General features: G+C 38.6%; 20 protein-coding genes and 1 rRNA gene. 14 read left to right on the forward strand and 7 right to left on the reverse strand.

Annotated features, from left to right (window positions below; genetic code table 11):
* Window positions 1-58: 58 nt before the first annotated feature.
* Window positions 59-173 (forward strand): 5S ribosomal RNA (gene rrf, locus XM47_RS16700).
* A 93-nt stretch (window positions 174-266) separates the two neighbouring features.
* Window positions 267-524: a GIY-YIG nuclease family protein gene (locus XM47_RS19525; protein ID WP_216595998.1), complete on the forward strand. Its 258-nt coding sequence runs from the start codon at window positions 267-269 to the stop codon at window positions 522-524.
* Here the strand turns inward: XM47_RS19525 and fadA are convergent.
* Together fadA and fadB are read right to left on the reverse strand one after the other, a co-directional pair.
* Entirely contained in the window at window positions 483-1646 is a 1164-nt protein-coding gene (fadA, locus tag XM47_RS16705) for an acetyl-CoA C-acyltransferase FadA (RefSeq protein ID WP_048695104.1), read from the reverse strand. The two genes, XM47_RS19525 and fadA, sit on opposite strands and share 42 nt — an antisense overlap.
* Window positions 1647-1659: 13 nt before the next feature.
* Entirely contained in the window at window positions 1660-3804 is a 2145-nt protein-coding gene (fadB, locus tag XM47_RS16710) for a fatty acid oxidation complex subunit alpha FadB (RefSeq protein WP_048695107.1), read from the reverse strand.
* 214 nt (window positions 3805-4018) lie between these two features.
* Between fadB and XM47_RS16715 the strand changes: the two genes are divergently transcribed.
* The 11 genes from XM47_RS16715 to pyrC all read left to right on the forward strand — a co-directional run bounded on the left by XM47_RS16715 (window position 4019) and on the right by pyrC (window position 19104).
* Entirely contained in the window at window positions 4019-5929 is a 1911-nt protein-coding gene (locus tag XM47_RS16715; protein WP_048695112.1) for a transglycosylase SLT domain-containing protein, read from the forward strand.
* Window positions 5930-6075: 146 nt separating this feature from the next.
* Window positions 6076-7122 (forward strand): rod shape-determining protein, encoded by a 1047-nt coding sequence (locus XM47_RS16720; RefSeq protein ID WP_048695114.1) that lies wholly within the window; start codon window positions 6076-6078, stop codon window positions 7120-7122.
* 49 nt (window positions 7123-7171) lie between these two features.
* On the forward strand, window positions 7172-8014 hold the full coding sequence (mreC, locus tag XM47_RS16725) for a rod shape-determining protein MreC (RefSeq protein ID WP_048695117.1): 843 nt from the start codon (window positions 7172-7174) through the stop codon (window positions 8012-8014).
* Window positions 8011-8487 (forward strand): rod shape-determining protein MreD, encoded by a 477-nt coding sequence (gene mreD / locus XM47_RS16730; RefSeq protein ID WP_048695120.1) that lies wholly within the window; start codon window positions 8011-8013, stop codon window positions 8485-8487. The genes mreC and mreD overlap by 4 nt, the downstream gene beginning before the upstream one ends.
* The gene (locus XM47_RS16735; protein ID WP_048695121.1) at window positions 8487-9062 is read left to right on the forward strand and encodes a Maf family protein; all 576 of its coding nucleotides are present in this window, start codon (window positions 8487-8489) and stop codon (window positions 9060-9062) included. Before mreD ends, XM47_RS16735 begins: the two co-directional genes overlap by 1 nt.
* A gap of 8 nt (window positions 9063-9070) precedes the next feature.
* Window positions 9071-10546, forward strand: a complete 1476-nt coding sequence (rng, locus tag XM47_RS16740; RefSeq protein ID WP_048695123.1) for a ribonuclease G — start codon at window positions 9071-9073, stop codon at window positions 10544-10546.
* Complete coding sequence (locus XM47_RS16745) at window positions 10546-14493, forward strand: YhdP family protein (protein WP_048695126.1); 3948 nt, start codon at window positions 10546-10548, stop codon at window positions 14491-14493. Before rng ends, XM47_RS16745 begins: the two co-directional genes overlap by 1 nt.
* Window positions 14486-15310 carry a carbon-nitrogen hydrolase family protein gene (locus tag XM47_RS16750; RefSeq protein ID WP_245623492.1) on the forward strand — a complete coding sequence of 275 codons (825 nt, stop codon included), beginning with the start codon at window positions 14486-14488 and terminating at the stop codon, window positions 15308-15310. The genes XM47_RS16745 and XM47_RS16750 overlap by 8 nt, the downstream gene beginning before the upstream one ends.
* Window positions 15311-15315: 5 nt before the next feature.
* Window positions 15316-16755 (forward strand): metalloprotease TldD, encoded by a 1440-nt coding sequence (gene tldD, locus XM47_RS16755; protein ID WP_048695129.1) that lies wholly within the window; start codon window positions 15316-15318, stop codon window positions 16753-16755.
* Window positions 16756-16786: 31 nt separating this feature from the next.
* The gene (locus XM47_RS16760; protein WP_048695131.1) at window positions 16787-18016 is read left to right on the forward strand and encodes a hypothetical protein; all 1230 of its coding nucleotides are present in this window, start codon (window positions 16787-16789) and stop codon (window positions 18014-18016) included.
* A 50-nt stretch (window positions 18017-18066) separates the two neighbouring features.
* Window positions 18067-19104: a dihydroorotase gene (pyrC, locus tag XM47_RS16765; protein WP_048695132.1), complete on the forward strand. Its 1038-nt coding sequence runs from the start codon at window positions 18067-18069 to the stop codon at window positions 19102-19104.
* 364 nt (window positions 19105-19468) lie between these two features.
* On the opposite strand, the gene XM47_RS16770 is transcribed toward pyrC, so the two are convergent.
* The 5 genes from XM47_RS16770 to XM47_RS16790 all read right to left on the reverse strand — a co-directional run bounded on the left by XM47_RS16770 (window position 19469) and on the right by XM47_RS16790 (window position 24066).
* Entirely contained in the window at window positions 19469-19846 is a 378-nt protein-coding gene (locus XM47_RS16770; RefSeq protein WP_048695135.1) for a DUF6746 family protein, read from the reverse strand.
* Between the two features lie 36 nt (window positions 19847-19882).
* A complete protein-coding gene (locus XM47_RS16775) occupies window positions 19883-20752 on the reverse strand; it encodes a DUF4198 domain-containing protein (protein ID WP_048695137.1) in 870 nt (289 codons plus the stop codon).
* A complete protein-coding gene (locus tag XM47_RS16780; RefSeq protein WP_048695139.1) occupies window positions 20752-21252 on the reverse strand; it encodes a DUF2271 domain-containing protein in 501 nt (166 codons plus the stop codon). The genes XM47_RS16775 and XM47_RS16780 overlap by 1 nt, the downstream gene beginning before the upstream one ends.
* A gap of 4 nt (window positions 21253-21256) precedes the next feature.
* Complete coding sequence (locus XM47_RS16785) at window positions 21257-21862, reverse strand: PepSY-associated TM helix domain-containing protein (protein ID WP_077066594.1); 606 nt, start codon at window positions 21860-21862, stop codon at window positions 21257-21259.
* Window positions 21863-21951: 89 nt separating this feature from the next.
* The gene (locus tag XM47_RS16790; RefSeq protein ID WP_048695144.1) at window positions 21952-24066 is read right to left on the reverse strand and encodes a TonB-dependent receptor domain-containing protein; all 2115 of its coding nucleotides are present in this window, start codon (window positions 24064-24066) and stop codon (window positions 21952-21954) included.
* Window positions 24067-24194: 128 nt separating this feature from the next.
* Here XM47_RS16790 and XM47_RS16795 point away from each other — a divergent pair, with 128 nt between their 5' ends.
* The gene (locus tag XM47_RS16795; RefSeq protein ID WP_048695147.1) at window positions 24195-25232 is read left to right on the forward strand and encodes a helix-turn-helix domain-containing protein; all 1038 of its coding nucleotides are present in this window, start codon (window positions 24195-24197) and stop codon (window positions 25230-25232) included.
* The last annotated feature ends 508 nt before the right edge of the window (window positions 25233-25740 follow it).

Genomic DNA, 25740 nt, shown 5'->3' on the forward strand with positions numbered 1-25740 from the left:
CAGATTAAAGACTTTAATTTAGGACTGCTTGGCAGCTAAGTTAAATCTACAGTTTATGCCTGGCGGCAATAGCATTAGGGTACCACCTGAATCCATTTCGAACTCAGAAGTGAAACCTAATAGCGGCGATGGTAGTGTGGGAGTTCCCATGTGAGAGTAGCACACTGCCAGGCTTTTCATTCCTTCTTCTGTTACAATCCCCTTCATTAAAACTTAATCTACACCATTTAATCAGCATGAATTCAACAGAAACTTGGTTCGTCTATATGATTCGATCGGATGATAATTCTTTGTATACGGGAATTTCGACTAATGTTATTCGGCGATTTAAGGAACACAAGTCTAAATCTAAATTGTCGGCTAAGTATTTAAGAGTAAGAAATGTGGTAAGTTTAGACTATATCGAAACTGCAGCGGATAGATCTGCAGCTTCGAAGAGAGAATGCCAAATTAAGAAAATGTCAAAATTACAAAAAGAAAGATTAATTACATCTTTCTATGACGGTAGCAATACCTTGGCCTAAGCCGATACACATAGTAGCTAAGCCAAACTCTTTATCTTGTTGCTCTAAAAGATTGACCAAACTAGTTGTAATTCTTGCCCCTGAACAGCCTAATGGGTGCCCCAGTGCAATAGCTCCTCCACTTAAGTTAACCTTATCCTGATAACTATCTAATAAATTTAACCCTTTTAATACTGATAACGCTTGGGCTGAAAATGCCTCATTTAATTCGATGATATCTATGTCGCATAAATCTAAGCCCGCTCTTTGTAAGGCTTTTATGCTTGCTGGGACTGGACCTATGCCCATAGTGGCAGGATCACAGCCAGAAACAGCCATAGAAAGAATTCTAGCTCTAATCTTGAGTCCAAGCTGTTTTGCTTTTTCTTCTGACATAATTAATAAGCCTGAAGCTCCGTCGGATAAAGCGGATGAACTACCAGCAGTGACAGTACCATTTTTAGGATCAAAGACGGTTGGTAACTTGGACAAGCTGTCAAGATTTGTATCTGGCCTAATCACTTCATCTGAACTAATTTTAGCTAAACCTCCATCTGAATCATGACCCATTACTGAAATCATTTGATTGTCGAATAGGCCGTTTGAAGCTGCAGAGTATGCATTTTGATGAGATCGCATGGCAAATTCATCCTGCATTTCTCGACTAATGCCATTTACTTTTGCGAGCAGCTCAGCTGTCAGCCCCATAGAACCAGAGCCCATGGCTGTGTTTAAGGCTAAACTAGGATGGAAGTCTACACCATGAGTCATAGGTATGTGTCCCATATGCTCAACTCCACCGGCAAGAAATACATCTCCATTATTTGTCATAATAGCTTTTGCTGCATCATGTATTGCTTGCATGGAAGAACCGCATAGTCTGTTTACTGTAACTGCGCCTATACTTTTGGGTAAATCAGCAAGTAATGCCGCATTTCTGGCAATATTGAACCCTTGCTCCTTTGTTTGCATAACACAGCCCCAGATAATGTCTTCAATAATGACTGGATCTATTTGGTTTCTATTAACTAGGTGTTGCATGACTTCTGAAGATAGATCTTCAGATCGTATATTTCGAAACACACCTTGTTTGGAGCGTCCCATTGGTGTTCTAACACAATCAACTATCACTGCATTTTTCATTATGGTATCTCGCTTAATTGGCTAGGTAGTACTTATTTGTTTCTGATTTTGAACGTAGATTCGGAGTTAATTGATAGCAGGGACCCAATTTTGAATAAGTGTCTGCTTGCTTAACCAATTCGGCTAACCCTAGGGTTTCAATGTAACGGAAAACACCCCCTCTAAAAGCAGGAAATCCTAAACCGTAAATCAGAGCCATATCAGCCTCTTCAGCTGAAGATATAATGTTTTCTTCAAGACAAAGTATCGTTTCGTTGATCATGGGTATCATTAAACGTTGAATGATTTCTTCTGAGCTGAAGTGTTTAGAGCCATGTTGTTCCAGTCTACTGATTAAATCCAAGTTAGGTGTTTTTTGGACTTTACCTTTTTTATCTTTGCTGTAGAGGTAAAAGCCTGAATTGGTTTTTTGGCCTAAGTTATTTTGCTCAAATAATTCATGAATAATATTTGTTTCAGCCAGTGGCATTCTGTGTGGGTAACCACTCGCCATTACTCTTTGTGCATGATATGCGGTATCTAATCCAACAACATCTAGTAAATAAGCTGGTCCCATAGGCCAACCAAACTCTTGCTCCATAACTTTATCAATTTGAATAAAGTCTGCTCCATCCACCAATAGTTGATTGAATGCGGCTAAGTAAGGAAACAAAACTCTATTAACGAAAAAGCCTGGACAATCATTGACAATTATCGGCGACTTACCCATAGCAAGGCTGTATTGAACGACTTTGTTGATCGTATCTTCTGAAGAGTATTTACTCCGGATTATTTCAACTAAGGGCATTCTATGTACTGGATTAAAAAAGTGCATACCGCAGAATTTATCTTTGCGATCGAGCGACTCCGCGAGTAAATCAATTGAAATGGTTGAAGTATTTGTGGTGATTACACAGTTGGAATTGACATGCTTTTCCACTTCTGCCAATACCTGTGATTTTACATTAGGGTTCTCAACCACAGCTTCAACAATAATATCTGCATTATTTAAGCTGGCGTAATCTAAACTTGGGTTTATCTTACAAATAATTTTTCCCATTTGTGCTGCGGTAATCTTGCCTCTAGCTACCTGTTTTTCTAGTAAATTACAGGCATGCGACATACCTAAATCTAATGCTTCTTGATTGATATCTTTTAAGGTAATCGCGATATTTTTGCATGCTGATTGATAGGCTATTCCGCCTCCCATAATACCCGCGCCCAATACAGCTGCATTGTTAATTTCCTGCGGTGTTACGACTAATTTCTTGACTTTAGATTTTATGCACTGATCTGCCAAAAACAGGCCGACCAATGCTTTTGCTTGTGATGTTTTGCTTAAATGAACAAAGTTTTTATTCTCAATTTCCATTGCTTGCGGCCGATTATGACGAGCGCCTTGTTCAATTGTACTAACGGCCATCATAGGGGCGGGGTAATGCTTGCCTGCAGTTTGAAATACCATAGCTTTTGCTAAGCTAAAGCACATTAAAGATTCATTTTGATTAAGCTTTAATGGTTTTAGTTTCTGGTTTCTTTTTTGCTGCCAATCAAACTCACCATCAGCAGCTTGGATTAATGTTTCTAAAGCTGATTGTTTTAATTTGTCTTTAGAGACAACCGCATCGACAATTCCTAATTTAAGACACTCTGCTGCTGTCGTATTTTTACCTGTGGTTATCAGCTTCATCGCATTATCTGCGCCGATTAACCTAGACATTCTGACTGTACCACCAAAACCAGGCATAATGCCTAGTTTCACTTCTGGTAAACCGATAACCGCTGTGTCATCGGAAATCCGATAATCAGTCGCTAGTATGGTTTCACAGCCGCCACCTAAAGCAAATCCTGTAATGACAGAAACGGTTGGGAATGGCAGGTCTTCCAATCTGTCGAAAATATCAGTTGCGTACTTTATCCAACTTGCCAGCTCGGCTTCAGGTAAGGCGAATTTTGCAATGAACTCCGTGATATCTGCACCGACTAAAAAAGCCGTTTTATTACTAGTCAGAAGAAGTCCGCGTAAACCCGAGGTTGATTGTGCTGTGATGATGGCTTGGTTAAATTCTTCTAGCGTTTCTTTGTCGAATTTATTTACCGAGCCATGACAGTCAATAATAAGTTCAACTAAACCATTTTCTTGTTGAACTAATTGAATATTCTTACCTTCATATAGCATGAACAACTCCAACTAATGTAAATTTTTGGAAAGCATCAAACTCAATTTTTTGTCTGCAATATAATTGAGTATGTGCTAACTTGGTTCAATCTAAGCAGAACCTTGTTACTACTAAGTTATTTATATACTTTAGTGTAATAGGTAATTTGTTTTATTCAAACGGGCGTTTGAATATTGATTTGACAGTATTTATTTAAGTTCAAAGGATTCATTTTTGTTTAATAAATTTATTTTATTAGTATTAATTATTTGTTTCCCGCTCGGGGCTGTTGAACTCGAGGCACAAAGGAAGCTGTTTGTTAAAGCTGAATCAGCAGCGAGATCGGGTAAAGTTTCGACATATAATAAGATGTTAAAGCAATTAGCAGATTATCCTTTAGCACCGTATGTTGAACTCGCTTATCTAAGCAAACACCCTTATTTATCTAACAAAGAAAAAATTAGAGACTTTTTAGCTTTATATCAAGGCACGCCACTAGAATGGCCACTTAGAGCTAAGTGGCTAGAATATTTAGCTAAAAAAAATAAACCACTCCTATTTATAAACGACTTCAAGCCAACCAGTAATGCTGAGTTAAACTGCCAATTTTTACGCTCTGAGTTAGCAATTGGCGCTAAAATTAAAGATATTTCTAAGCAAGTTGAAAAGCTTTGGGTTGTTGGAAAATCTCAACCGAAAGCTTGCGACCCCTTATTCAAACAATGGAAAGATGCGGGTTTAATTGAGCAAAGTTCGATTAAAAATCGAATCAAACTGGCTGCAGATGGCGGTAGTCACTCTTTAATACCATATTTAACTAAGCTACTTGTTTCGGATAGCGATAAAACCTGGGCTAAAAAATGGCATAGGGTGCGAAAGAACCCTGCCTATATAACCCAGATATCTCGTTTTAAATCGACGGAAAAAGATGACATTGATATCCAATATTACGGCCTTAAACGCTTAATTTGGAGAGACCCAGATGCGGCAATTAAGCACTGGCATACATACGCAAAGCAAATCAAATTGAGTGCGGCTCAAATCGATCAAATTAAGTATACATTTGCATTAGCATTGGCAAGTAAACAGCATGAGGATGCCAAAATTTGGTTAAAGCAAGTACCTAAGCATAAAATCGATAATCAAATTGCCCACTGGCATTTAGCAACTTACCTAGTTGCGCAAGATTGGATAGAGGTTGCATCTCTTATACAGTCGTTACCGGAAAGCATTGTTAATCAGTCTATTTACCAGTACTGGTTGTCTCGCGCTCAAGATGAGATTGGAGTGAAACATACGGCTAAAGACAGATTAGGTAAATTAGCGCAGTCTCGTCACTATTATGGTTTTTTAGCTGCTGCACAAGTCAATTCTAAGCCGAAATTAAATCATCAAGGTTATCCTCTAAATCAATTATTAGTTGATAAATTAGCTGAAGCACCTGGTGCTAAGCGTGCGTATGAATTTTTGCAATTAGAACGACACACTTCTGCTAGACGTGAATGGAATAAATTTAAGCTTGGTTTAAGTAAAGAGGAGCAAGCCGCTGCTGCTTACTTAGCTAGCCAATGGCATTGGTATGATCAGGCTTTACGAGGAATATCACAAGCTGGGTATCATAATGATGTTGAAATTCGTTTTCCGTTTGCATTCGCGGACTCATTTAAAACTTATTCAGATAAAGCAGGGATTGATTCTACTTTAGCGATGGCGATTAGCAGGAGAGAAAGTTCATTTATGTCTGATGCAAACTCTTCCGCTGGTGCACTTGGTTTAATGCAGCTAATGCCAGGCACTGCAAAGATGTTGTATGGTAAAAGAATTAATAAATATAAACTGTTTGATGCAAACACCAATATTAAATTAGGTACTCAGTATATAGGTCAATTAATTGAGCGCTTATCAGATAGAGTGCCACTCGCGATAGCTTCGTATAATGCAGGTTACTACAGAGTCAAAAAATGGATACCAGAAGATAAACCTCAACCGCTCGATATTTGGATTGAAACCATCCCATATAAAGAGACAAGGGAATATGTTAAAGCGGTTTTAGCGTATCAACAAGTATACGAGTTAATGACTCAACAACCAGAATATATTTTTAATGATTTAGTTAAACAGCAAGTGGTAAAATCTGCCGGATAATTATGAATTAGTGAGCTTGATTAGCTAATAAAGCTTAAATTATTAACTAATCGTGTATTTACTGATTAGTTTACTTGCTGAATTCTTGCCTCATTGGTAAAGTTAGCGCAGTTTTGCCGTCTATAGTTAAATAGGGATTTCCCTTCATGTTTTTGAAAAAATTTCGTGGTGTTTTTTCCAATGATCTATCAATCGATTTAGGAACCGCAAACACGCTTATTTATGTGAAAGATCAAGGTATTGTTTTAAACGAGCCTTCAGTGGTTGCAATTCGTCAAGAAAGAGCTGGCGGTCAAAAAAGTGTCGCAGCTGTCGGTGCTGCCGCTAAGCAAATGTTAGGTCGTACACCGGGTAATATAAAAGCTATTAGACCAATGAAAGATGGCGTTATCGCTGATTTCTATGTCACAGAAAAAATGCTTCAATATTTCATCAAGCAAGTTCATAGCAACAACTTTTTACGTCCTAGTCCTAGAGTTTTAATTTGTGTACCTTGTGGGGCAACGCAAGTTGAGCAAAGAGCGATTAAAGAATCTGCTTTGGGTGCGGGTGCAAGAGAAGTATATTTAATTGAAGAACCAATGGCAGCTGCTATTGGTGCAGATTTGCCAGTATCTGAAGCGACAGGTTCTATGGTTGTCGATATCGGTGGCGGTACCACAGAAGTCGCGATTATTTCATTGAATGGTATTGTTTACTCGTCTTCTGTCAGAATCGGTGGCGATAAATTTGATGAAGCTATCATTTCTTATGTTAGGCGCAACTTTGGTAGTTTAATTGGTGAAGCAACTGCGGAAAGAATTAAACACGAAATTGGCTCAGCCTATCCGGGTGATGAAGTTAAAGAAATTGAAGTTAGAGGCCGCAATGTGGCAGAAGGTGTACCAAGAAGCTTTACTCTAAATAGCAATGAAATACTCGAGGCGCTACAAGAGCCACTTCAGGGTATTGTTAGTGCTGTTATGGTTGCACTAGAGCAATCACCACCAGAATTGGCCTCTGATATTAGTGAAAGAGGCATGGTGTTAACCGGTGGTGGTGCCTTACTCAAAGACCTCGACCGATTATTAATGGAAGAAACAGGCATTCCGGTTGTGATTGCTGATGATCCGTTAACCTGTGTTGCTCGTGGCGGTGGTCAAGCCATAGATATGATAGATATGCATGGCGGCGATTTATTCTCCTACGATTAAGGTTTAAAAAGTCGGCGCTTGCCGACTTTCTTGTTTAAAGCAATTTATTATGACTCCACTATTTGGTAACGGTCCAGCACCACAAACTCGAATTATTATTGCTGTGCTGCTATCTGTTTGTTTTATGTTTGTAGATCATAAACTCAATGGTTTTGAACAAGTTAGGGTGTATTTAAACTCTTTAGTTAGCCCGATTCAATATGCTGCTAATTTACCGCAAAAAATGCTTTATTGGTCCAGTGAATCCCTTTCATCACGAAGTCACTTGCTCGCTGAAAATCAAAAGTTAAAAGAATCTCATTTAGTTCTCAGTGAAAAATTGCAACGCTTGGCTATTTTACAACGTGAAAATGATCAATTAAGAGCCTTGTTGGATTCACCTCTGCGTCAGGATATGCGCAAAATGGTCACTGAGGTTATGTCGGTAGAAAGTAATCCTAATAGTCAACAAGTCGTGATTAATCGAGGCCAGCTTAACGGTGTATTCGAAGGGCAAGCCATTTTAGATGAAAATGGTATCGTGGGCCAAGTTGTCAGTGTGGGGTCGACCACAAGTCGAGTTTTATTGATTACAGATCATACTCACTCTATACCCGTTAGGGTTGCACGAAATGGCGTACGAAGCCTAGCGGCAGGTTCTGGCATATACAATAGATTAACTTTAAGTTTTGTGCCGCATTCAACAGATATCCAAGAAGGTGATTTATTGGTTAGCTCAGGCTTAGGAAATGTTTTTCCAGAAGGGTATCCAGTTGCAGAGGTGACAAAAGTGAGATTTAACGAAAGTTTACCTTTTGCTCAAATTGTCGCTAAGCCTATCGCTAAATTAGAACGTATCAGATATTTGTTATTACTATGGCCAACGGAACGTAAAGAGGTTATTAAACCATGATAGGTTCTCGCAGCTTAATTTACTGTAGTATTTTACTTGCTATGGTGCTTGCAATCGCACCTATGCCAGCGATAACAGAAGCTTTTCGTCCTGATTGGGTATTGATTGTTTTGTTTTACTGGTCAATCGCGATGCCACATAAAATTAATGTGGGCACTGCTTGGGTTACAGGCTTGCTACTCGATGTACTCTTGGGTTCTGTGCTTGGGGTTCACGCCTTAGTTTTAGCATTCGTCAGCTATGTTGCAGCGGTCAATCATTTAACGATTCGTAATTTTTCTTTATGGCAACAAGCATTAATTGTTGGATTAATGAGTGCTTTTTATCATTTAGCGATTTATTGGGCACAACACTTTTTAACCACGGCAGAGTTTTTTCCTGGACTAATGTGGCCAACATTAATCAATACATTGATTTGGCCTTGGGCATTTTTAATGTTGAGAAAATACCGTCGAAAATTGAGAATTCGATAATGTCACAAGCTATTTACCTTGCTTCACAATCTCCTCGACGAAAGGAGTTACTTTCCCAACTGAATATTCAGTTTGATACACTACACGCCGAAATAGATGAAACACCGTTTGAAAATGAAGAGCCTGAATCGCATGTAAATAGATTAGCGCAATCTAAAGCAAAAGCAGGTTGGGAAAAAAGTGATAAAACTAGACCAGTTTTAGGTTCTGACACTATAGTCGTGTTAGATAACCTGATTCTAGGTAAGCCTAAAAACCAAGCGGATGCGATCGCAACTTTGTTAAAACTCTCAGGTCAAAAGCACCAAGTGATGACCTCTGTATCTATCGTTTTTGATAATAAACACTATCAAGAAATTGTGATTAGCCAAGTTGAATTTGCTGAGATAACAGAGAAAGAGGCCCTTGAGTATTGGCAAACTGGTGAGCCAGCTGATAAAGCTGGAAGCTATGCGATACAAGGAATTGGAGGCCAATTCGTCAAACATATCTCAGGTAATTACTCTGCGATAGTTGGCTTGCCTCTGTATCAAACTAAACAATTACTAGCGTTATGCTTTAAGCAACTGAATTAAGGAAAGATATGAGTGCGGAGTTATTAATTAATGTTACGCCTACAGAAACTCGAGTTGCTGTGGTGGAAAATGGTAGCTTGCAAGAAGTTCACATAGAGCGGCAAGCAAAGCTGGGCTTAGTTGGCAATATATATTGCGGCAAAGTGAGCCGAGTACTCCCTGGCATGCAGGCCGCATTCATAGATATAGGTTTAGATAAAGCCGCCTTTTTACATGCATCTGACATTACGGTACACGAAGCTGTAAATGCAGAGGAAGCAATCGCTAGAGAAGACTTACCGGTTAGAGATATTCGAGACTTAGTCAAAGAAGGTCAAGCTATCGTTGTCCAAGTAGTAAAAGATCCTCTAGGCACAAAAGGTGCTAGATTAACAACAGATATTACTGTCCCTTCTCGATACTTAGTTCTCATGCCAGATGCGCAACATGTTGGTGTATCACAGCGAATTGAAACGGAAGAAGAGAGAGAAAGATTAAAAGTACTGATTAGCCAGTTCTCAGATGAGAGTGGTAGTTTTATTGTTCGAACTGCTGCAGAAGGCGTTTCGGAAACAGAATTAGAACAAGACGCAGTATTTTTAAAGCGACTCTGGCAAAAAATATCTAAACAAAAAAAACAAAGTGGCAAAATCCGCTGCTTATATGATGATTTAACGCTCGAGTTTCGTATCATCCGAGATTTTGTTGGTACTCAATTAGAAAGAGTGAGAGTCGATTCAAAACTAGCACACGAAGAGCTAAAAAGCTTTATTAAAGAATTTGTGCCCAATCTAAGCAACGCTTTAGAATACTACCCAGGTGAAAGACCTATTTTTGATTTGTTTGAAGTTGAAAATGAGATCCAACGTGCGCTTGAGAAAAAAGTGCAATTAAAATCTGGTGGATATTTAATCATAGATCAAACGGAAGCTATGACGACAATAGATATCAATACTGGTGCGTTTGTTGGTCATAGAAATTTAGAAGATACAATTTTCAATACCAATGTTGAAGCTACTCAAGCAATCGCTCGACAACTCAGGCTTAGAAACCTAGGTGGGATTATTATTATTGACTTCATTGATATGCAAAGTGAAGATCATAAACGTCGAGTGTTACACAGTTTAGAGCAAGCCCTTGCACACGATAGAACAAAATGTAATGTTCACGGTTTCTCTGCACTGGGCTTAGTTGAAATGACGCGTAAGCGTACTCGTGAAAGCTTAGAGCATGTCTTATGTGATGCTTGCCCTTCTTGCCAAGGTAGAGGCACGCTTAAAACGGTTGAAACCATTTGTTACGAAATATTACGCGAAGTCGTTCGAGTAAATCGAGCTTATGATGCGGATCGTTTTATTGTCTATGCTTCACCTGCAATATGCGAATATATTATGAGTGAAGAGTCTCAAGCGCTAGGTGAACTAGAGCTATTTATTGGTAAGCAAATAAAAGTTAAAGCTGAATCTATGTATGGCCAAGAAAAATATGATGTGGTGATGATTTAGTGGTAATTACCCGTTTAATTGCAAATGCAATTCGACATTTATGGCTGAGTGTCGCATTTATTTTAGTCTTTTTTGCACTGACTTTAAGTGCGATTCGCGTGGGTTTACCTTACGCAAATGAGTTTAAAACTGAAATTGCAACTTGGTTTGAAAATGAGTTTGAACAGCCGATACAAATAGGTCAATTGAATGCCGATTGGCAAAATTTAGGTCCCACTATTCAATTATCTGACTTTCAATTTATCTCTTTACAAGAAAGTCAGCCACCGATTTTAATTCATATTGAAAAAGTTGATCTTGAAATCGACTTTTGGCAATCAATCACAAAGCAAGATTTTATCGTCAGTAACTTTGTACTGGATGGGGTCGATGTACTGATTGACTTAGAAAAGCTAAAAACTGCAAATTCTAGCGGTAATGAAATTGCGTTATTAGATTTATTAAATGATATCTTCTTGTCAAAATTTAAGCGCTTCGATTTACAGAATAGCCAAATAACACTGATCACTCGAGGGCAGACAGAACATATAATCAGTGTTGATAATCTAAATTGGTTTAACCAAGGTAATATGCACCAAGGGGTAGGGCAATTCAGTTTAGAAGGGCTCAAAGACGAAAAGCTAGCATTTATTCTATCTTTAAAAGATTCGGGCAAAGAAAAACTAACCGGGCAGTTCTATACTCAATCTGACGGGGTTGATTTCTCTGCTTGGCTCAAGCCTTTTTTAAGCCCAAGTGTTGAAGAAATAAAGAGTAACTTAGCGTTTGAAAGTTGGTTACATATAGAGAACAGTCAGTTGAAGTCTTGGCTTGTCGACTTTAAACCTAGCCAGCTTAGTTGGAATCATACAAAACAGCTCCAATCTATTAATTTAGATTCAGGTCGTATTCAGGCTATTTTTGACAAAGATAAAGATAATTACCAGCTTGATCAACTTCAGTTATCTAATGGTGATTTTAGTTATACTCCGCTATCAAGTTTATTTGAAAACAGCAAAAACAGCTGGAAGTTTAATGCTAAAGAAATAGATTTACGCCCATTACAATACATTGCTCCTCTATTTGAATTACCTGAGCTTGCAGCGCAATTTAGCAAACAAATCTATGCCACGCCCAAAATTGCTAATTTACACCTCTGGGCTGAAAAAGGTCAAAACTGGAAATTGTCTGCAGAAGTTGCACAATTAAAATGGCGTAGCTTTGGGCAATATCCTGAAATGGATGGGCTAACAGGTAAAATAATTGCTTCCCCAGATACACTGGTGAGTGATTGGATTATCGAGCAAAAGACGATTAACTGGCCGGTTATTTTTGAGCAACCATTAGAAGTTAATGCGATCCAATTTCAATCTATTTTTAGTTATCAATCAGAAAAAGATTGGTTGTTAAAAATCCCAAGTATTGATATTAACTTAGCCCAAACTCAGGGGAAAGCTGAGGTAATGGTCCGGCCTGATCCGGTTTCATCAACAGGTGTTGAGCTTGCTGTTTTTGCCGAAATAGGGCAAACAAAAGTTAAAGATGTGCCGTTATTCCTACCCAGGAAGTTAATGGGCGATGACACCTTCCTATATCTAGAAAAGGCATTAGTTGACGGTAATGTACAATCGGCTGAACTTTTTTGGCAAGGCAACCCAAGCGCTTATCCATTTCAATTTAGCGAAGGCATATTTAAGTCACGCATTACCACGGAGAATGCCACTTTTGCCTTTCAGCCAAATTGGCCGGCTGTTAATGAGTTAGCTTTAGAGCTAACTTTTTATAATGATGGCCTCTTCTTCTATAGTGAAAAAGGCAAAATGCTCGATGCGAAATTGGTCGAGCTAAACGCTCAAATTTTAGCGTTAGACTCAAAAAGTGTGACGCTTGAACTCGATGCAAACTTGACCGCGACGGGACAGGCCGCAACAGAAGTAATGCAAAAAGGTAGTCTCAAGGACTCAGTTGGCAAGACGCTGGAACAATTAACAGTGACAGGCGATTTAACGGCTAATCTAGAGCTAAATATTCCCTTACACAATGTGAATGAGTTAAATGTTCGCGGTGACGTTTTATTTAATGGCAATGAATTAAAAATTGAGCCAACAGGCTTTGTGTTTCAGCGAGTAAACGGGCTGCTTGAATTCGATATGGACAAGCTATCAGCTGATAAATTGACCTTTGATTGGGGATCAGTCCCATATCAAGTCGATTTGAATGCAAAGCAAGGCGAGCAGGGCTATTTGGTTGATTTAGACTTGAGAGGAAATTGGCCTTTAGATGCAATTTTGACTCAGTCTCGTTACCTCTCTTTGGCAGACCGTGTCAAAGGAACCGCTCAAGTTAATGGTCATTTAGCGATAAAGCTACCTAAAAATGGATTTAGTTATCGATTAGACATAGCATCAGACTTACATGGCGTAAATTTAGATTTACCTCAACCCTTTAACAAATCAGCAGATATTATCCGGAATACCAATTTTACGATATACGGAGATATGGAAAGTTCCTCGGTTGAACTTAAATCAGCAAACGACTTAAGATTTAAAGCTGTGTTACCACACGATAAAGTTGCATTTAGCCGTGCTTATTTAGTTTTGGGTAGTGAGTTTTTATCTGAACCAGCACAAGGCTTTAATATTTCAGCCTATCTAGAGCAAGCTGATTTGAATGAGTATCTAACTTTTATCTCTGATTTAAATAAAGATTTGACCAAGCAAACACAAAGTGGACAACCGATAATAGGGATACCTCAAAGGATTAGAGGTAAAGTCGATAGCTTAACACTGGGGCCACTGAACTGGCACAGTGTGAATTTTGATACCTCATTACAAGAAGAGTTTTGGCGAAGTTTTATTATTGCTGACGAGTTTAAAGGCAATATAAATGCGCATGAAAATCTACAGCTAGGGGGACTCGAAATTGAAGCCGAACGTCTCTGGATTAAGCTGGCGACAGATAACAAAGAAGCGGAAGCCGAACCGATTGAGCAAGCGTATTTAGCGGAAATTTATCAAAATTTACCGCCCATCAAGTTTAACTGCCGAGAATGTAAGCTAGATGAGAAAAACTTAGGCCAAGTAAAATTTTTAATGCTTAGAGATGCTAATGAAAAAATCCTGTTGAAAGATTTTTCATTGAAATATAGGGAGCATCAGATAAGTGCAAATGGCAGTTGGTTGATGAAGAACAAGGCAGAACATGAAACCAAAATTACAGGCCATTTATCGAGTAAAGATTTTGGCCATTGGTTAAGAGATTATCAATTATCAACCGTGATTAGAGATTCATCTGTCGACGCAAAATTCAATCTAAATTGGCCAACTTCGCCATTGAGTCTTAGTAACAAACACCTTAATGGTGATATCAATTGGACACTAGGGCAAGGCTATTTGGCTGAGGTTTCTGATAAAGGGACTCGAATTTTATCTTTGCTAAGTATAGATTCGCTTGTGCGTAAACTTAAACTCGACTTTAGAGACGTGTTTAGTAAAGGCTTTTTTTATAATGGTATGAAAGGCGATGTAAAGCTGACCAATGGCTTAGCCTATACAAATAACACCAGAATGGATGGTGTACCGGGTAATATTGATGTATCAGGTAATGCTAACTTAGTGACTCAAGAGATCGACTATCAAGTACAGTTTTCGCCAAAAGTAACTTCAAGTTTACCTATTATCATTGCTTGGATGGTTAACCCTGTCACAGGCATTGCAGCTCTTGCAATCGATCAGGCGCTAGAGTCGGCTGATGTAATCTCGCAAATTAAATTCTCAATTACGGGAACAATAGATAACCCTAGAGTAGTTGAAACTGGTCGAGAAAGTAAAGAAATTAAGCTGAAAAAAATTAAACAACCTGCAACTCAAGCACAACCGAAAAAAGCGCCCCAGAGCAGTAATAATTCAGCACCACCGGCGGAAACAAAACCAGCAGAGCCAACTATAGAGCAGCCCGTTAGTGAATAATACCAAGCTAGTCGTTACGACAGTTCAAATGAATTCTAAACCCGATGTGCAAAAAAATTTAGACTTTTTGCAACGCGAATTCAATGCCTTAGCCAGATATGAAAACCATCTTGTCGTTTTGCCTGAATGCTTTGCGTTTTTTGGCGGTAGAGATATCAGCCAAGCAAGCATAAAAGAAAACTACCTTGATGGACCTATTCAGTCATTTTTGGCAGAACAAGCTAGGTTACACAATATTTGGATTGTTGCAGGCAGTATGCCGGTTGCAATTGAACAAAATGAGCGCTTCCATGCTGCTTGTTTGGTTTTTGCACCAGACGGCAGTTGCAAAACACAGTATAATAAAATCCATCTGTTTGATGTTGAAGTAAGCGACAGTACCGGAACTTATAAAGAAAGCGCAACAACTATGGCTGGGAATCAAGTCGTCGTGATTGATACGCCTTTTGCCAAACTCGGATTAGCCATTTGCTATGACTTGCGTTTTCCTGAATTGTTTCGACAAATGCAGGCACTTGATGCGGATATCATTTGTGTTCCAAGCGCCTTTACGCAAGTGACAGGTGAAGCTCACTGGCAAGTATTACTTCAAGCAAGAGCCATTGAGAATCAATGTTTTATTGTTGCAGCTAATCAGTCTGGAACTCATGAAAATGGCCGAGAAACTTGGGGACATTCAATGGTCGTTGATCCCTGGGGCAATATCATTAGCCAGCAAAATGTACAAATCGGTACATTAAGCTGTGAAATAAATTTAGATAAAATCACGCAAATTAGGCATAAAATGCCAAACTTGCTACATAGAAAATTAAAGTGAATCTCATGAACTCTGTACACCAACACTTATTAACTCAAAGTCAGTTAGACTTAGCTGAACTTGAAAAAACATTGGCTTTTATGCATCAGCGTAAACTTGATTATGCAGATTTATTTTTTCAAGCAAGCCAGCACGAATCTTGGGTTCTGGAAGATGGAATCGTCAGAGATGGTTCATTTAATATTGAACGCGGTGTCGGTGTTAGGGCCGTTGAAGGTGAAAAAACTGGCTTTGCTTACTCAGATGAAATTAATTTAGCGGCGTTGAATAAAGCAGCTGAAGCCGCGAGAAGTATAACTTCAAGTTCGGCGAGTTTCCAAACGCCAGTTTTAAAGCAAGTTAAAACAACACCTATATATACAGGTGCAAGCCCGTTAGGTTCTTTAACGCCAGAACAAAAAGTACAACTGTTAAAAGATATAGAGCAAGTTGCTCGAGCTGAAGACTCAAAAGTAAAGCAAGTTATCGCGAGTTTAACTGGGGTATATGAAGAAGTATTAATCGCCGCAAGTGATGGCACTTTAGCTATGGATGAAAGACCTTTAGTACGCTTAAATTGTACCGTTATCGTCGAATCTAATGGCAAACGTGAAGTGGGCAATTGTGGCGGTGGTGGCCGAACAGATTACAGCTATTTCTTCGAACCTTTAAATGGTGAACCAAGGTATCACAGTTATGCCAAAGCTGCAGTTAAGCAGGCTTTAGTTAATTTGGACGCGATTGATGCACCAGCTGGCGCTATGCCGGTTGTGCTTGGCGCGGGTTGGCCTGGTGTTTTACTGCATGAAGCTGTTGGACATGGTTTAGAAGGTGACTTTAACCGCAAAGGTTCGTCGACTTATTCTGGCGCGATTGGCCAATCTGTTGCCTCCGAGCTTTGTACCATAGTTGATGACGGCACTATGGCAAATCGTCGAGGCTCTGTCAGCGTTGATGATGAAGGCGTTGCAGGTCAATACAACGTTTTAATTGAAAAAGGTGTACTAAAAGGCTACATGCAAGATAAGCAAAATGCTCGTCTTATGGGCGTTGAACCTACAGGTAATGGTCGCCGCGAAAGTTATGCCCACTTACCTATGCCTCGCATGACTAATACTTATATGTTGCCAGGTGAGCATTGCCCTGAAGAGATTATTGCTTCAGTTAAAAAAGGTATTTACGCACCAAACTTTGGTGGTGGTCAGGTTGATATAACCTCAGGAAAATTTGTGTTTTCAACTTCGGAAGCTTATTTAATTGAAGACGGTAAAGTCACCGCGCCAGTAAAAGGTGCCACATTAATTGGCAATGGCCCAGAAGCTATGGCGAAAGTTTCTATGGTTGGTAATGATCTTAAATTAGATTTAGGCGTTGGTGTCTGCGGAAAAGACGGCCAAAGCGTACCAGTCGGTGTCGGTCAACCTACATTAAAAGTTGATGAACTTGTCGTAGGTGGCACAAACTAACCTTATGCTTTATTACTAATACGGAAATTAAATGATGAGCAAATTTATAAAACTAGCTTTAGTGACTGTTTTGTTTGGCTGTATTACGTCATGTGCAACAGTTACTGAAACGATTAATGATACAAAATTAGCGTATCAAAAAGTTAAAAATTCAACTAAAGAAAAACTGAACACTATTACAAGCAGTAAAGATAAATTGAGTTCAGAAATTAGTGAAAATAGCTTGGTTAGAATCTTTTCCGATGATGCATCTATTATTGAAAATCGTGAAGCTAATTTTGTTAAGTGGAATAGTGGCTCTCGGCATAGAACGGATAACATTTATCGCCAGTACATTAAAAAACACAAACTGAATATAGCCGTTGCTGATCTTGAGCTTGCGCAAAAAATGGAAATATTAAAATTATATTTCTATGAAATGCTTAAAAATCAGCATATACAGCAATTTAAAAATAAACATAAAAAAGTCCAGTTTGATGAATTTTTAACGGACAGTGAAAATATAAATGCTATTTATGATTATAAAATGGCCTTGGCTGAATCTGAACATAATTGGAATATTAATTTACCAGGCACACAAAAACGTGTCGCTGAATTAATGTTGGCAAGCCTATTTGGTCAGCCTAGAGTTAAATATTTATCTTATGATCCTGATGATGAAGAAATGTATATTTCGGTCAGGGCAACGACTAATAATTTTAAAGAAAAAATAAAATTTGAGGTGACTAAAGAACAAGCGCGTAAGATCCGGAGTAATTTACGTAATCTCAAAACAGCAGTCTTTTTTAACTTTGATAATAATGCCTTAGAGTTAGTGGCCGTTCATTTTCAGTTCGGTAAAAAAACTTATTTAACAGATATAGTCGATCAAGCATATGTACGCCAAACAAATGTGAAATTTGAGCCGGTTACAATCAGCTTGCAAGATGAAGACGTTCGCTATACAGAAGTGATCAAAAACTTAATACCACCAAATTGGTTTTACAATTTGTCCGGCAGTAATATTGCGTATGGTCAAGGTCGTACTAAAAGCTTGGCTGAAGCTGACGCAAATAGTTTTGCGGCTCAGAGTCAGAAAATTCTGGTGTCAGGAGTAAGCCAACTTAAACAACAGAAGCAAGGGAATCATACTTCAACGCAATTCGAGTTTAGTACTCAACAAAAAGTGCAGGAAGTCGAAGTAATTAATCGTAAAATAATTAAAAGTGAAAAGAAAGACGGTATTTGGTTTGTCGCAGTTACATATCAAATAGCAAAGTAGAAAATACGTTTATTGTTAAACAGTAAATTTAAAGTTTATATAGGTATGTGATGACACAAATTACAATTCAAACGCCAGATGATTGGCATTTACATTTTCGCGATGGTGATATTTTAACTGAAACGGTAGCTGCGACAGCACGTTGCTTTAGCCGTGCTATCGTAATGCCAAACTTAGTGCCACCTGTGACTAATGCTGCAATGTTGACTGAATATAAGTCGCGCATTTTAGCGGCGAAACCAGCGCAAAGTAATTTTCAGCCATTAATGACTTTATTCTTAACCAACTCTACCACAGTAGAAGACATAGCCGCTGCAAAACAAGCTGGTGCTGTGGCTTGTAAGCTTTACCCTGCTGGTGCTACAACTAACTCTGATGCTGCTGTGAGTGCGTTAGATGCTATGTTCCCAATTTTTGAAGCTATGGCTGAACAAGGCTTATTATTATTGATACATGGTGAAGTGACTCGCCATGAAATTGATATTTTTGACCGTGAAAAAGCTTTCATTGACGAGCACATGACTAAAATCGTGGCTCGTTTGCCGCAATTAAAAATTGTTTTTGAACATATTACGACAGCAGATGCAGCGCAATTTGTTGCTGAAGGACCAGACAATTTAGCTGCTACTATAACCCCTCAGCATTTAATGTTAAATCGTAACGATTTATTAGTCGGTGGGGTTAAGCCTCATAATTACTGTTTACCTGTGTTAAAAAGAAGCACGCATCAGCAAGCATTAAGAGACGCAGTTAAAACCGGTTCGAAAAAATTCTTCTTAGGTACAGATTCTGCACCGCATGAAAAACACATGAAAGAATCGGCTTGTGGTTGTGCTGGGTGTTACAGTGCGTGGAGTGCATTAGAACTTTATACTCAAGTATTTGAAGAGTTAGATGCATTAGACAAGTTAGAAGGCTTTGCAAGCCATCACGGTGCTGATTTTTACGGTTTACCACGCAACGAAGGAACTGTTACTTTAGTTAAAGAAGAGTGGCAAATTCCGGCAGAAATTATTTTGCCAAACGGAAACCCTATCGTACCATTTTATGCTGGCCAAACAGTAAACTGGAAGCTTAAAGCCGAATAGTTTTTCGGCCGTTTAATCTTCTAGGGCAATGGATGAGTTTGTCATTCCATTGCCTATCTTCTCAAGCCACTAGGTAGAGCTAAATCAATATAAATAGCGATAATCAGCTGGAGATAAAAGCCATTTAGGCAAGGCAAGTTGGCACTGACATAGTGGTTCTATGCCAAGCCGACTTAACGCAGAATAAATAGCTTTTAGCCCAGCCTTTCAGGAACCTCAGAGACAGCTCACTTCTGTGTTGTATCATTTTGAAAGGTGCCTACATTCCTGCAATGATACGCCTTGAATTGAACTGTCTGTGATGGCTCTGATACTCGCAATTTATATTGATTCAGCTCTATATCAGTTTAGCTGCCTTTGCACTTTATTTGCAATTTAGCGGAGTGGTTAAGACTTTAGTCACTTTTAAATATTCAGCTGAAGCTTGTTTTACAAGAGAAAAGTTGGCCACTTCAGACGCTTTGTGTGACTTCTCTAACTCGGCTGCTGCACGGCTCACTTCGTCTTTTACCTTTTGTAATGCCACCTCTAAAGTATAAGTTAACTCGTGTACCTGAGCACTGTCTGAAAATGTCATCTTGGTTTTAGACGTTAATCTTCTAAGCTGCTGATCATATTGTTTCAAATTACACAATGCAGAGCTTAAATCCGTAACAGGTTTCGCTTTGAAATGGGCGACTTCGCTCGCCGAAGTATTTAGGCTGATTAATACGCCTAGCAGAGCGGTTGTTAATTTCTTCATTTTAATAATCCTCTGGGAACTATAGGCTGATTGGGATTATTCAGGGCTAACTTCTAAAGTAGTAAATAAAGCCCAACGATCAAGCTCAATCCCTGTTTCAGTAGAGGGGCGTTTTAATTCAGCTTCTATCAAATACATACCTGCTTCAGCAAAATTAACGGTAAATTTATGGCTGTTCTTTAAGTTAAAGGTTTGTTGGTTTCTTTCATTACGATAACGAGTATTCCCTTTTACTACCTGAACTTCGATTTCTTCATTGAGCGGTTTTCCTGAAAAATAAATTTCAAATTGCGCTGATTCACCAGCAAATAAATCATTTGGGTGGTTACTAGCAATAAGCTCTAAGCCTTTATTTAAACGGTGTGGTTTGGTTAGCGCATTTCGAGATACAAACGTATGGATACTAGGCATGTAGCGCATAGTAGAAACCACTTCGGCGCCTGATGGTAAATCTACTTGAGATAGTTTTCCAAAGCGTCGATCTAATTTTCCGCTGGCATCTTTAAAAATGACAAAATAAACGGGTGGTTGGTTTAATACGTAATGGTGGGTACCTGTTTGAGTTAAGGTATCAAATCCTGAACTGCGAATTTTAAGCCAATGAAAAGGTATATCTTTACGCCATACACCATCTGGCAGTATTACATCTAACGACGCTGGGGTTGCGGTTAATTTAGACATATCTGCAATTTGAGAAGCTTGAATAAAACCGTAGTGACCCTGAAATAAATCATTCGAAATCGCCATATCTAAAGTTATGACGTGTTCTGCATTACCTGAAATGTTGGTGTGGCTCGGTAATAACCAACGGCCATGCGCTAAAGAATTAGCTGAGAAAAAGAAAGATAAGTAACTGATTAACCATACTAAATTTTTTAGTTGTGTCATTAAGTTTGTTATTTTCATTATTGTTCCTGATTAAGTGTATTTATGATTATTTGGCCTAGCTCGTGTTTTCCTTGCAAAGAAAAACGTCCGTTTTTAGCAATCTGAATTGGGATTTTTAGATATTCTCTGCCACCTTCTTCGCGTGAAGCTTCAATTTTTAAATTGTAACTACCTGCAGGGATTGCATTACCTTTGCTATCTGCTGCAATCCACTTCACGTCATAACTACCTGGTTTTTTTGTCGCACCAGTGACGGCGTCAAAGCTTTGTGTCGTGCGGCCGGCTTTACGCCACCACTGACGTAAATCTTTGTACCACTCCATGTCATCAGCCCAAAGTGCTATGGTTGTGATGTACTGACGATCTTGATTTTCGAGCCAAATGGCAACGTAAGGTCTATGGTATGGGTTAACATTTAATGCTGGAATGGTGACACTTAAGTTAACTTGAGTTGCCGCCATAGACTGAATGGGTGCTATCAATATCAAAGTGAAAATGATAGCCATGCGATAAAACATATCTTTAAGCTCCTGATAGTTTTGGTACAAATAGGATAAAAATGAATACTGGTGTAACCGTTCCTAATACTGTTAACGCTATACCTAATTTTCGTTTTGGCCGGTTTTGCCAAAGAATGATTAGGCCTGTAATTGAAAAAAACACCATGAAACCAGCAGATATATCAATGAGCCAAGACCAAGCTTTACCTGCATGGCGCCCTTTATGCAGATCGTTCACGACTTGCCAAAACTGACCGTTTTGGTAATCAATTGTTAGTTGGCCATTGTTAATGTTCACAATTACATAGGCATACCCTGCTGGGTATGGATAATCGAGTAAGATTTCATGATTATCTTGATCCCATTCAATGTTAGTCGCTGATGACAGACCATATTTAGTATCAAGCCAAATTAACAAGGCTTCAGAGATTGGTGGTTTTAATTTGTTTAGAACTGAGTTGGGCAATTGGTCTTGTAAACTTTTTGGTTCATTGGTGGTGCTCACCCACTCTAAGTGATTGAGCGTAATACCAGTGACACTAAAAAAAATGAGCAAGCTAAATAAGGCTGTCGACATATAAATATGCAACAGCCTTGACCAATTATAAAATTGTCTTTTATTCATCATAAAATTAGATCTGAGTTAGCTCTAATAAAAATTAATATACCCAAGTGGCTTTAAGAATCTTGGGTATAAGACTTGGGTATAAATTTAAATTAGAACGAATAGCTAACCGTGGCTTTTATATTTCGCCCTGGTTCGTAATCCGTTAAGGCTAAGTCCCCAAATTTAGGATGTTTTGATAGACCTGTACGTGATGATTGAGAGGCATAATATTCATCAAATAAGTTATCAACTCCAACTACTAAAGTGAGCTGTTGCATGCTTTGCGGCTTCCAGCTTGCGGAAATGCTGTGTGTCGTAAAACCTTGTTTTGCTTTATTTTCTGAAGCGCCATTGATATCTAGAGCATTCTCTATGCTTGCTACATTCAATATGCTCCAGCCTAAGGTGAGATCTGCGCTATCAATTAGGTAGCTAAACTCAGCGGAAGCAGTATCCCCTTGAGATCTATCTAAACGTGCTTCATGAAATTTCTCATATCCAGCAGCGGCATCTAACTCACTGTCAGCATCTGAATACGAAAGACTTGCCTTGAAGTGACTGATATCTAATGCGAGGTAAACTTCTGAACCCGTGATTTTCATATCCCCGATATTATCAGGAGTCCATTTAGCCGTTGCATAATCATAAATGTAATCATTGATTTTGGTATTGAAAAAAGTAACGCCCGTGCTTAATTTGATATCTGAACCAATTTGAGTCTGATAGGCGAGTGCTAACTCACTGTTTAAGCCTGTTTCAGCTTTGATTTCTTGATGTGGCGTATTATCTTTACCCGCTCCAGTAAATACCTCTGCGATTTCTGGTGCTTTAAATAATTCAGTTGAGCTTAGCTTCACAACTAAGTTAGGACTTAAATAGTACTCTGCCGCTAGAGCAAAAGACGTTTGGTTGTATACTTTATCAACCATAACACTATCTAAATCTTGGCTATCGTACCTCACTCCCGGAGTAATAAATAACGCATCGGTCACTTCAATTTTATCTTGAACGAAAAGGCCAATACTTTTAAGTTCTTCAGCAGAAGAAGAAGCTTCACCTACATAGACAGGCGTGTGATTGTATTGTGTTTTATAAAGTAAATAGTCAAAGCCATAAGTAAAGTTATGAGTTTTAGATAAAACCTCAAACGAAGTTTCACCAATTAGGTTAAGACCTTGGTTAATAGCTTTACCAGTGACATAACCTGAGTATTCATCTTCTTCACCCCAAGCTCTCTCGTCACGCCATAACTCACTTTCATTTTCAAACAGTGATGCTCTGATCTCAGTTGTGTTCCCAAACTGGCCAACATAAGATAAAGTGAGGGTGTCGCGAGTAAATTCAGTCGGCCAAGTTAGTGGCGTTTCTAACCCCCATAAATCTATCATGGCATCTCTAATCGCAATATCGGTCGCTAATCCCATATCTGGGCGGTAGCTATAATTGCCTTTATCTTTATATGTTTCGTATGAAATCGCAATGCGTTGTGAGTCGCCTAAATCGTAGCCAAATTTAAACAAGACATCACTTAAATCACCAGCGATACCTCTGACTTTACCATCAGTATCTGGGATTAACTGACCGTTATGGTCTAAAATATTGCCGCCCCCAACTTCAAAATTATCCCTTTCTACTTTATTAAAATAAGCTAAAAAATCGATAGAGTCGGTTAATTGACCGTAACCTGTTAATGACGCTGTAGTACCTGAATTATCACCATGGCCCAATTGAATGCGACCACCAAATTGCTGATCATCGGCTAATAAATCTTTTGCTTCTTTGGTTTCAAAGCGGACTGCGCCACCTAAACCGCCGTTGATGACAGAATTGGTTCCTATCTCAATGTCAACGGACTTTAAAATATCAGCATGAATTTGTAAGTTACCCATGTGGTGATACATGTAAGAGTTTTGGCTAGCACCATCAATTGATATTTTTAAATCTTTATCATCTAAGCTTCGAATTGTGATCGCTTGATTTAAAGAGTGCGCACCCCCTACATCAATTCCTGGAATGGTACGCAGTAAATCACTAATGTGGTCGGCTTGTTTGCTAACGATTTCATCACCACGTAAATATAAAGAGGAGGTTTTAACTTGAGTACTCCAAACTTTCAAAACTTCTATGTCGTCTGAACTAGATTCTGCAGCGGATAATACCGGGCTGATGAATGCGCTACTAATAGCGAGTGCAATGGCCGAAGCACGATATTGCGATAAAGACATTTTATTTCCTATGATTAATTGCAAGTGAGAATGATTATCAATATTATATTTAAATATTGATAATCATCTATCAAAAAGTGTTTTGCTAGATCGCCAATTTGTTATGCTAAATCGTCATGGGGATAAAAATGCCAATCAGCTCAACATTTACACAGGATGAATTACTACAGAAAGTAAAAGCGGCTGGTTTTCGACAGACTAGAGTTTGTTTTAGTGAATCAGCACAATCGGTTAAAGCACTATCTGGGCAACTTAGCTTTGAGGAGCTAGCAGCTGGATTGAGCCTTCATGTAGCGGATGCATTTGAAGTTTTAACCGGCGAAATAAACTCAACACTTGAGGTGGGGATTAGCATTAACTTTTTATTAGAAGGTGAAGTGCATTATGCAATTGATGGTACCGAGTTTAAATTTTCAGCTAAACCAAGCCCGCTTACCTTTGTTAGTATTATTAATAAACCGAGTGAGTTTAAGCGATTCTTTAACAAGGGTAATAAAGTTAAGAAACTCAATGTTTTCATGACCAAAGAGTGGTTATTATCTCGCTGTAAGTGCCAACAAGATCTCGAGCAGTTAAATACTATTTTTGAACAGCAAAAGCTAGTATTTGATTGGTCAATTGATGAGGTGAGAGAAACGAGTGAGCTGAACACTAAAATGCTTATCTCTAACTTGATTAATCACCTATTTGAAGTGAATCAAAGTGATAACTTTCACTCTCAACTATTGGCTGAACAATTAGCTTTTAGGCTCATTTCTGCTAACTACAGCAAGCTTATTAAAGAACATCAAAGGTTATCTGAGACGGCTGAAAATCCGAAAATAGAACGTAAGGAAGGACAGACTAAGTATGAGGCTAAGCTAGAGTCTCTACTTGAACAGAATTTATCCCTAACAGAACTAGAACGCTATTTAGGCTCAAGTATCAGCACCTTACAGCGCTATTTTAAGATTCGTTATGGTATGACATTAAAGCAGTATATTCGTTGGAAAAAATTAGAATTAGCTAGAAATGCTCTGTTATTCGACAACAAAACGATTGGCGAAGCTGCTTATATTGCAGGCTACAACCACACTTCAAATTTTGTAACCGCTTTTAAAAACCAATTTGATTTAACGCCTAAGCAACTGCGAGAAAGCTATATCGAAAATCATGAAGCATTTTGATAATTTTACATTCAAGTATTGTGAGTCAATCTTAATGACCCATTGTTAAGTAAGAATTAAAACAGCGGAAAAGCAACAGCAATCGGCGTTACCTTTTTACCATACTCGAGCTAGCGCGGTTTGAGTTAGCCTAGTTTGAAAAATTGTCTATTTAACCTCAATTCGGGATAACAACTTGCTTTCTTGAGGGCCTTTTTCCTGATAACTGCGTTGAATTCGCTAGTAATAGCCAGCTATTACGTACGCAAATTCGCCTTGTTCTAAGAAAAAATACCTTTCAAGAAATAAAAAATTAATAATACCAATAGCTTAATGGGGTTAGCTAATTTCTTATCCCGTATATGGACTCCCCCCGTTTTACAATGATTTTTTACTAAAATTAAGATGCGTGCGTATATGCGGTTTTTAATTGAAGGAGCTACCTTCTAACCTTTGATGTTTTCGCACCTCTTGTCCTATTCGTATTGATAGCTTCTAAAGCTTTCGGGATAAGTAGGTTTTCAAGAGG

Origin of the sequence: Catenovulum maritimum, from assembly GCF_001050375.1 — a bacterium.
GTDB lineage: Bacteria > Pseudomonadota > Gammaproteobacteria > Enterobacterales > Alteromonadaceae > Catenovulum > Catenovulum maritimum.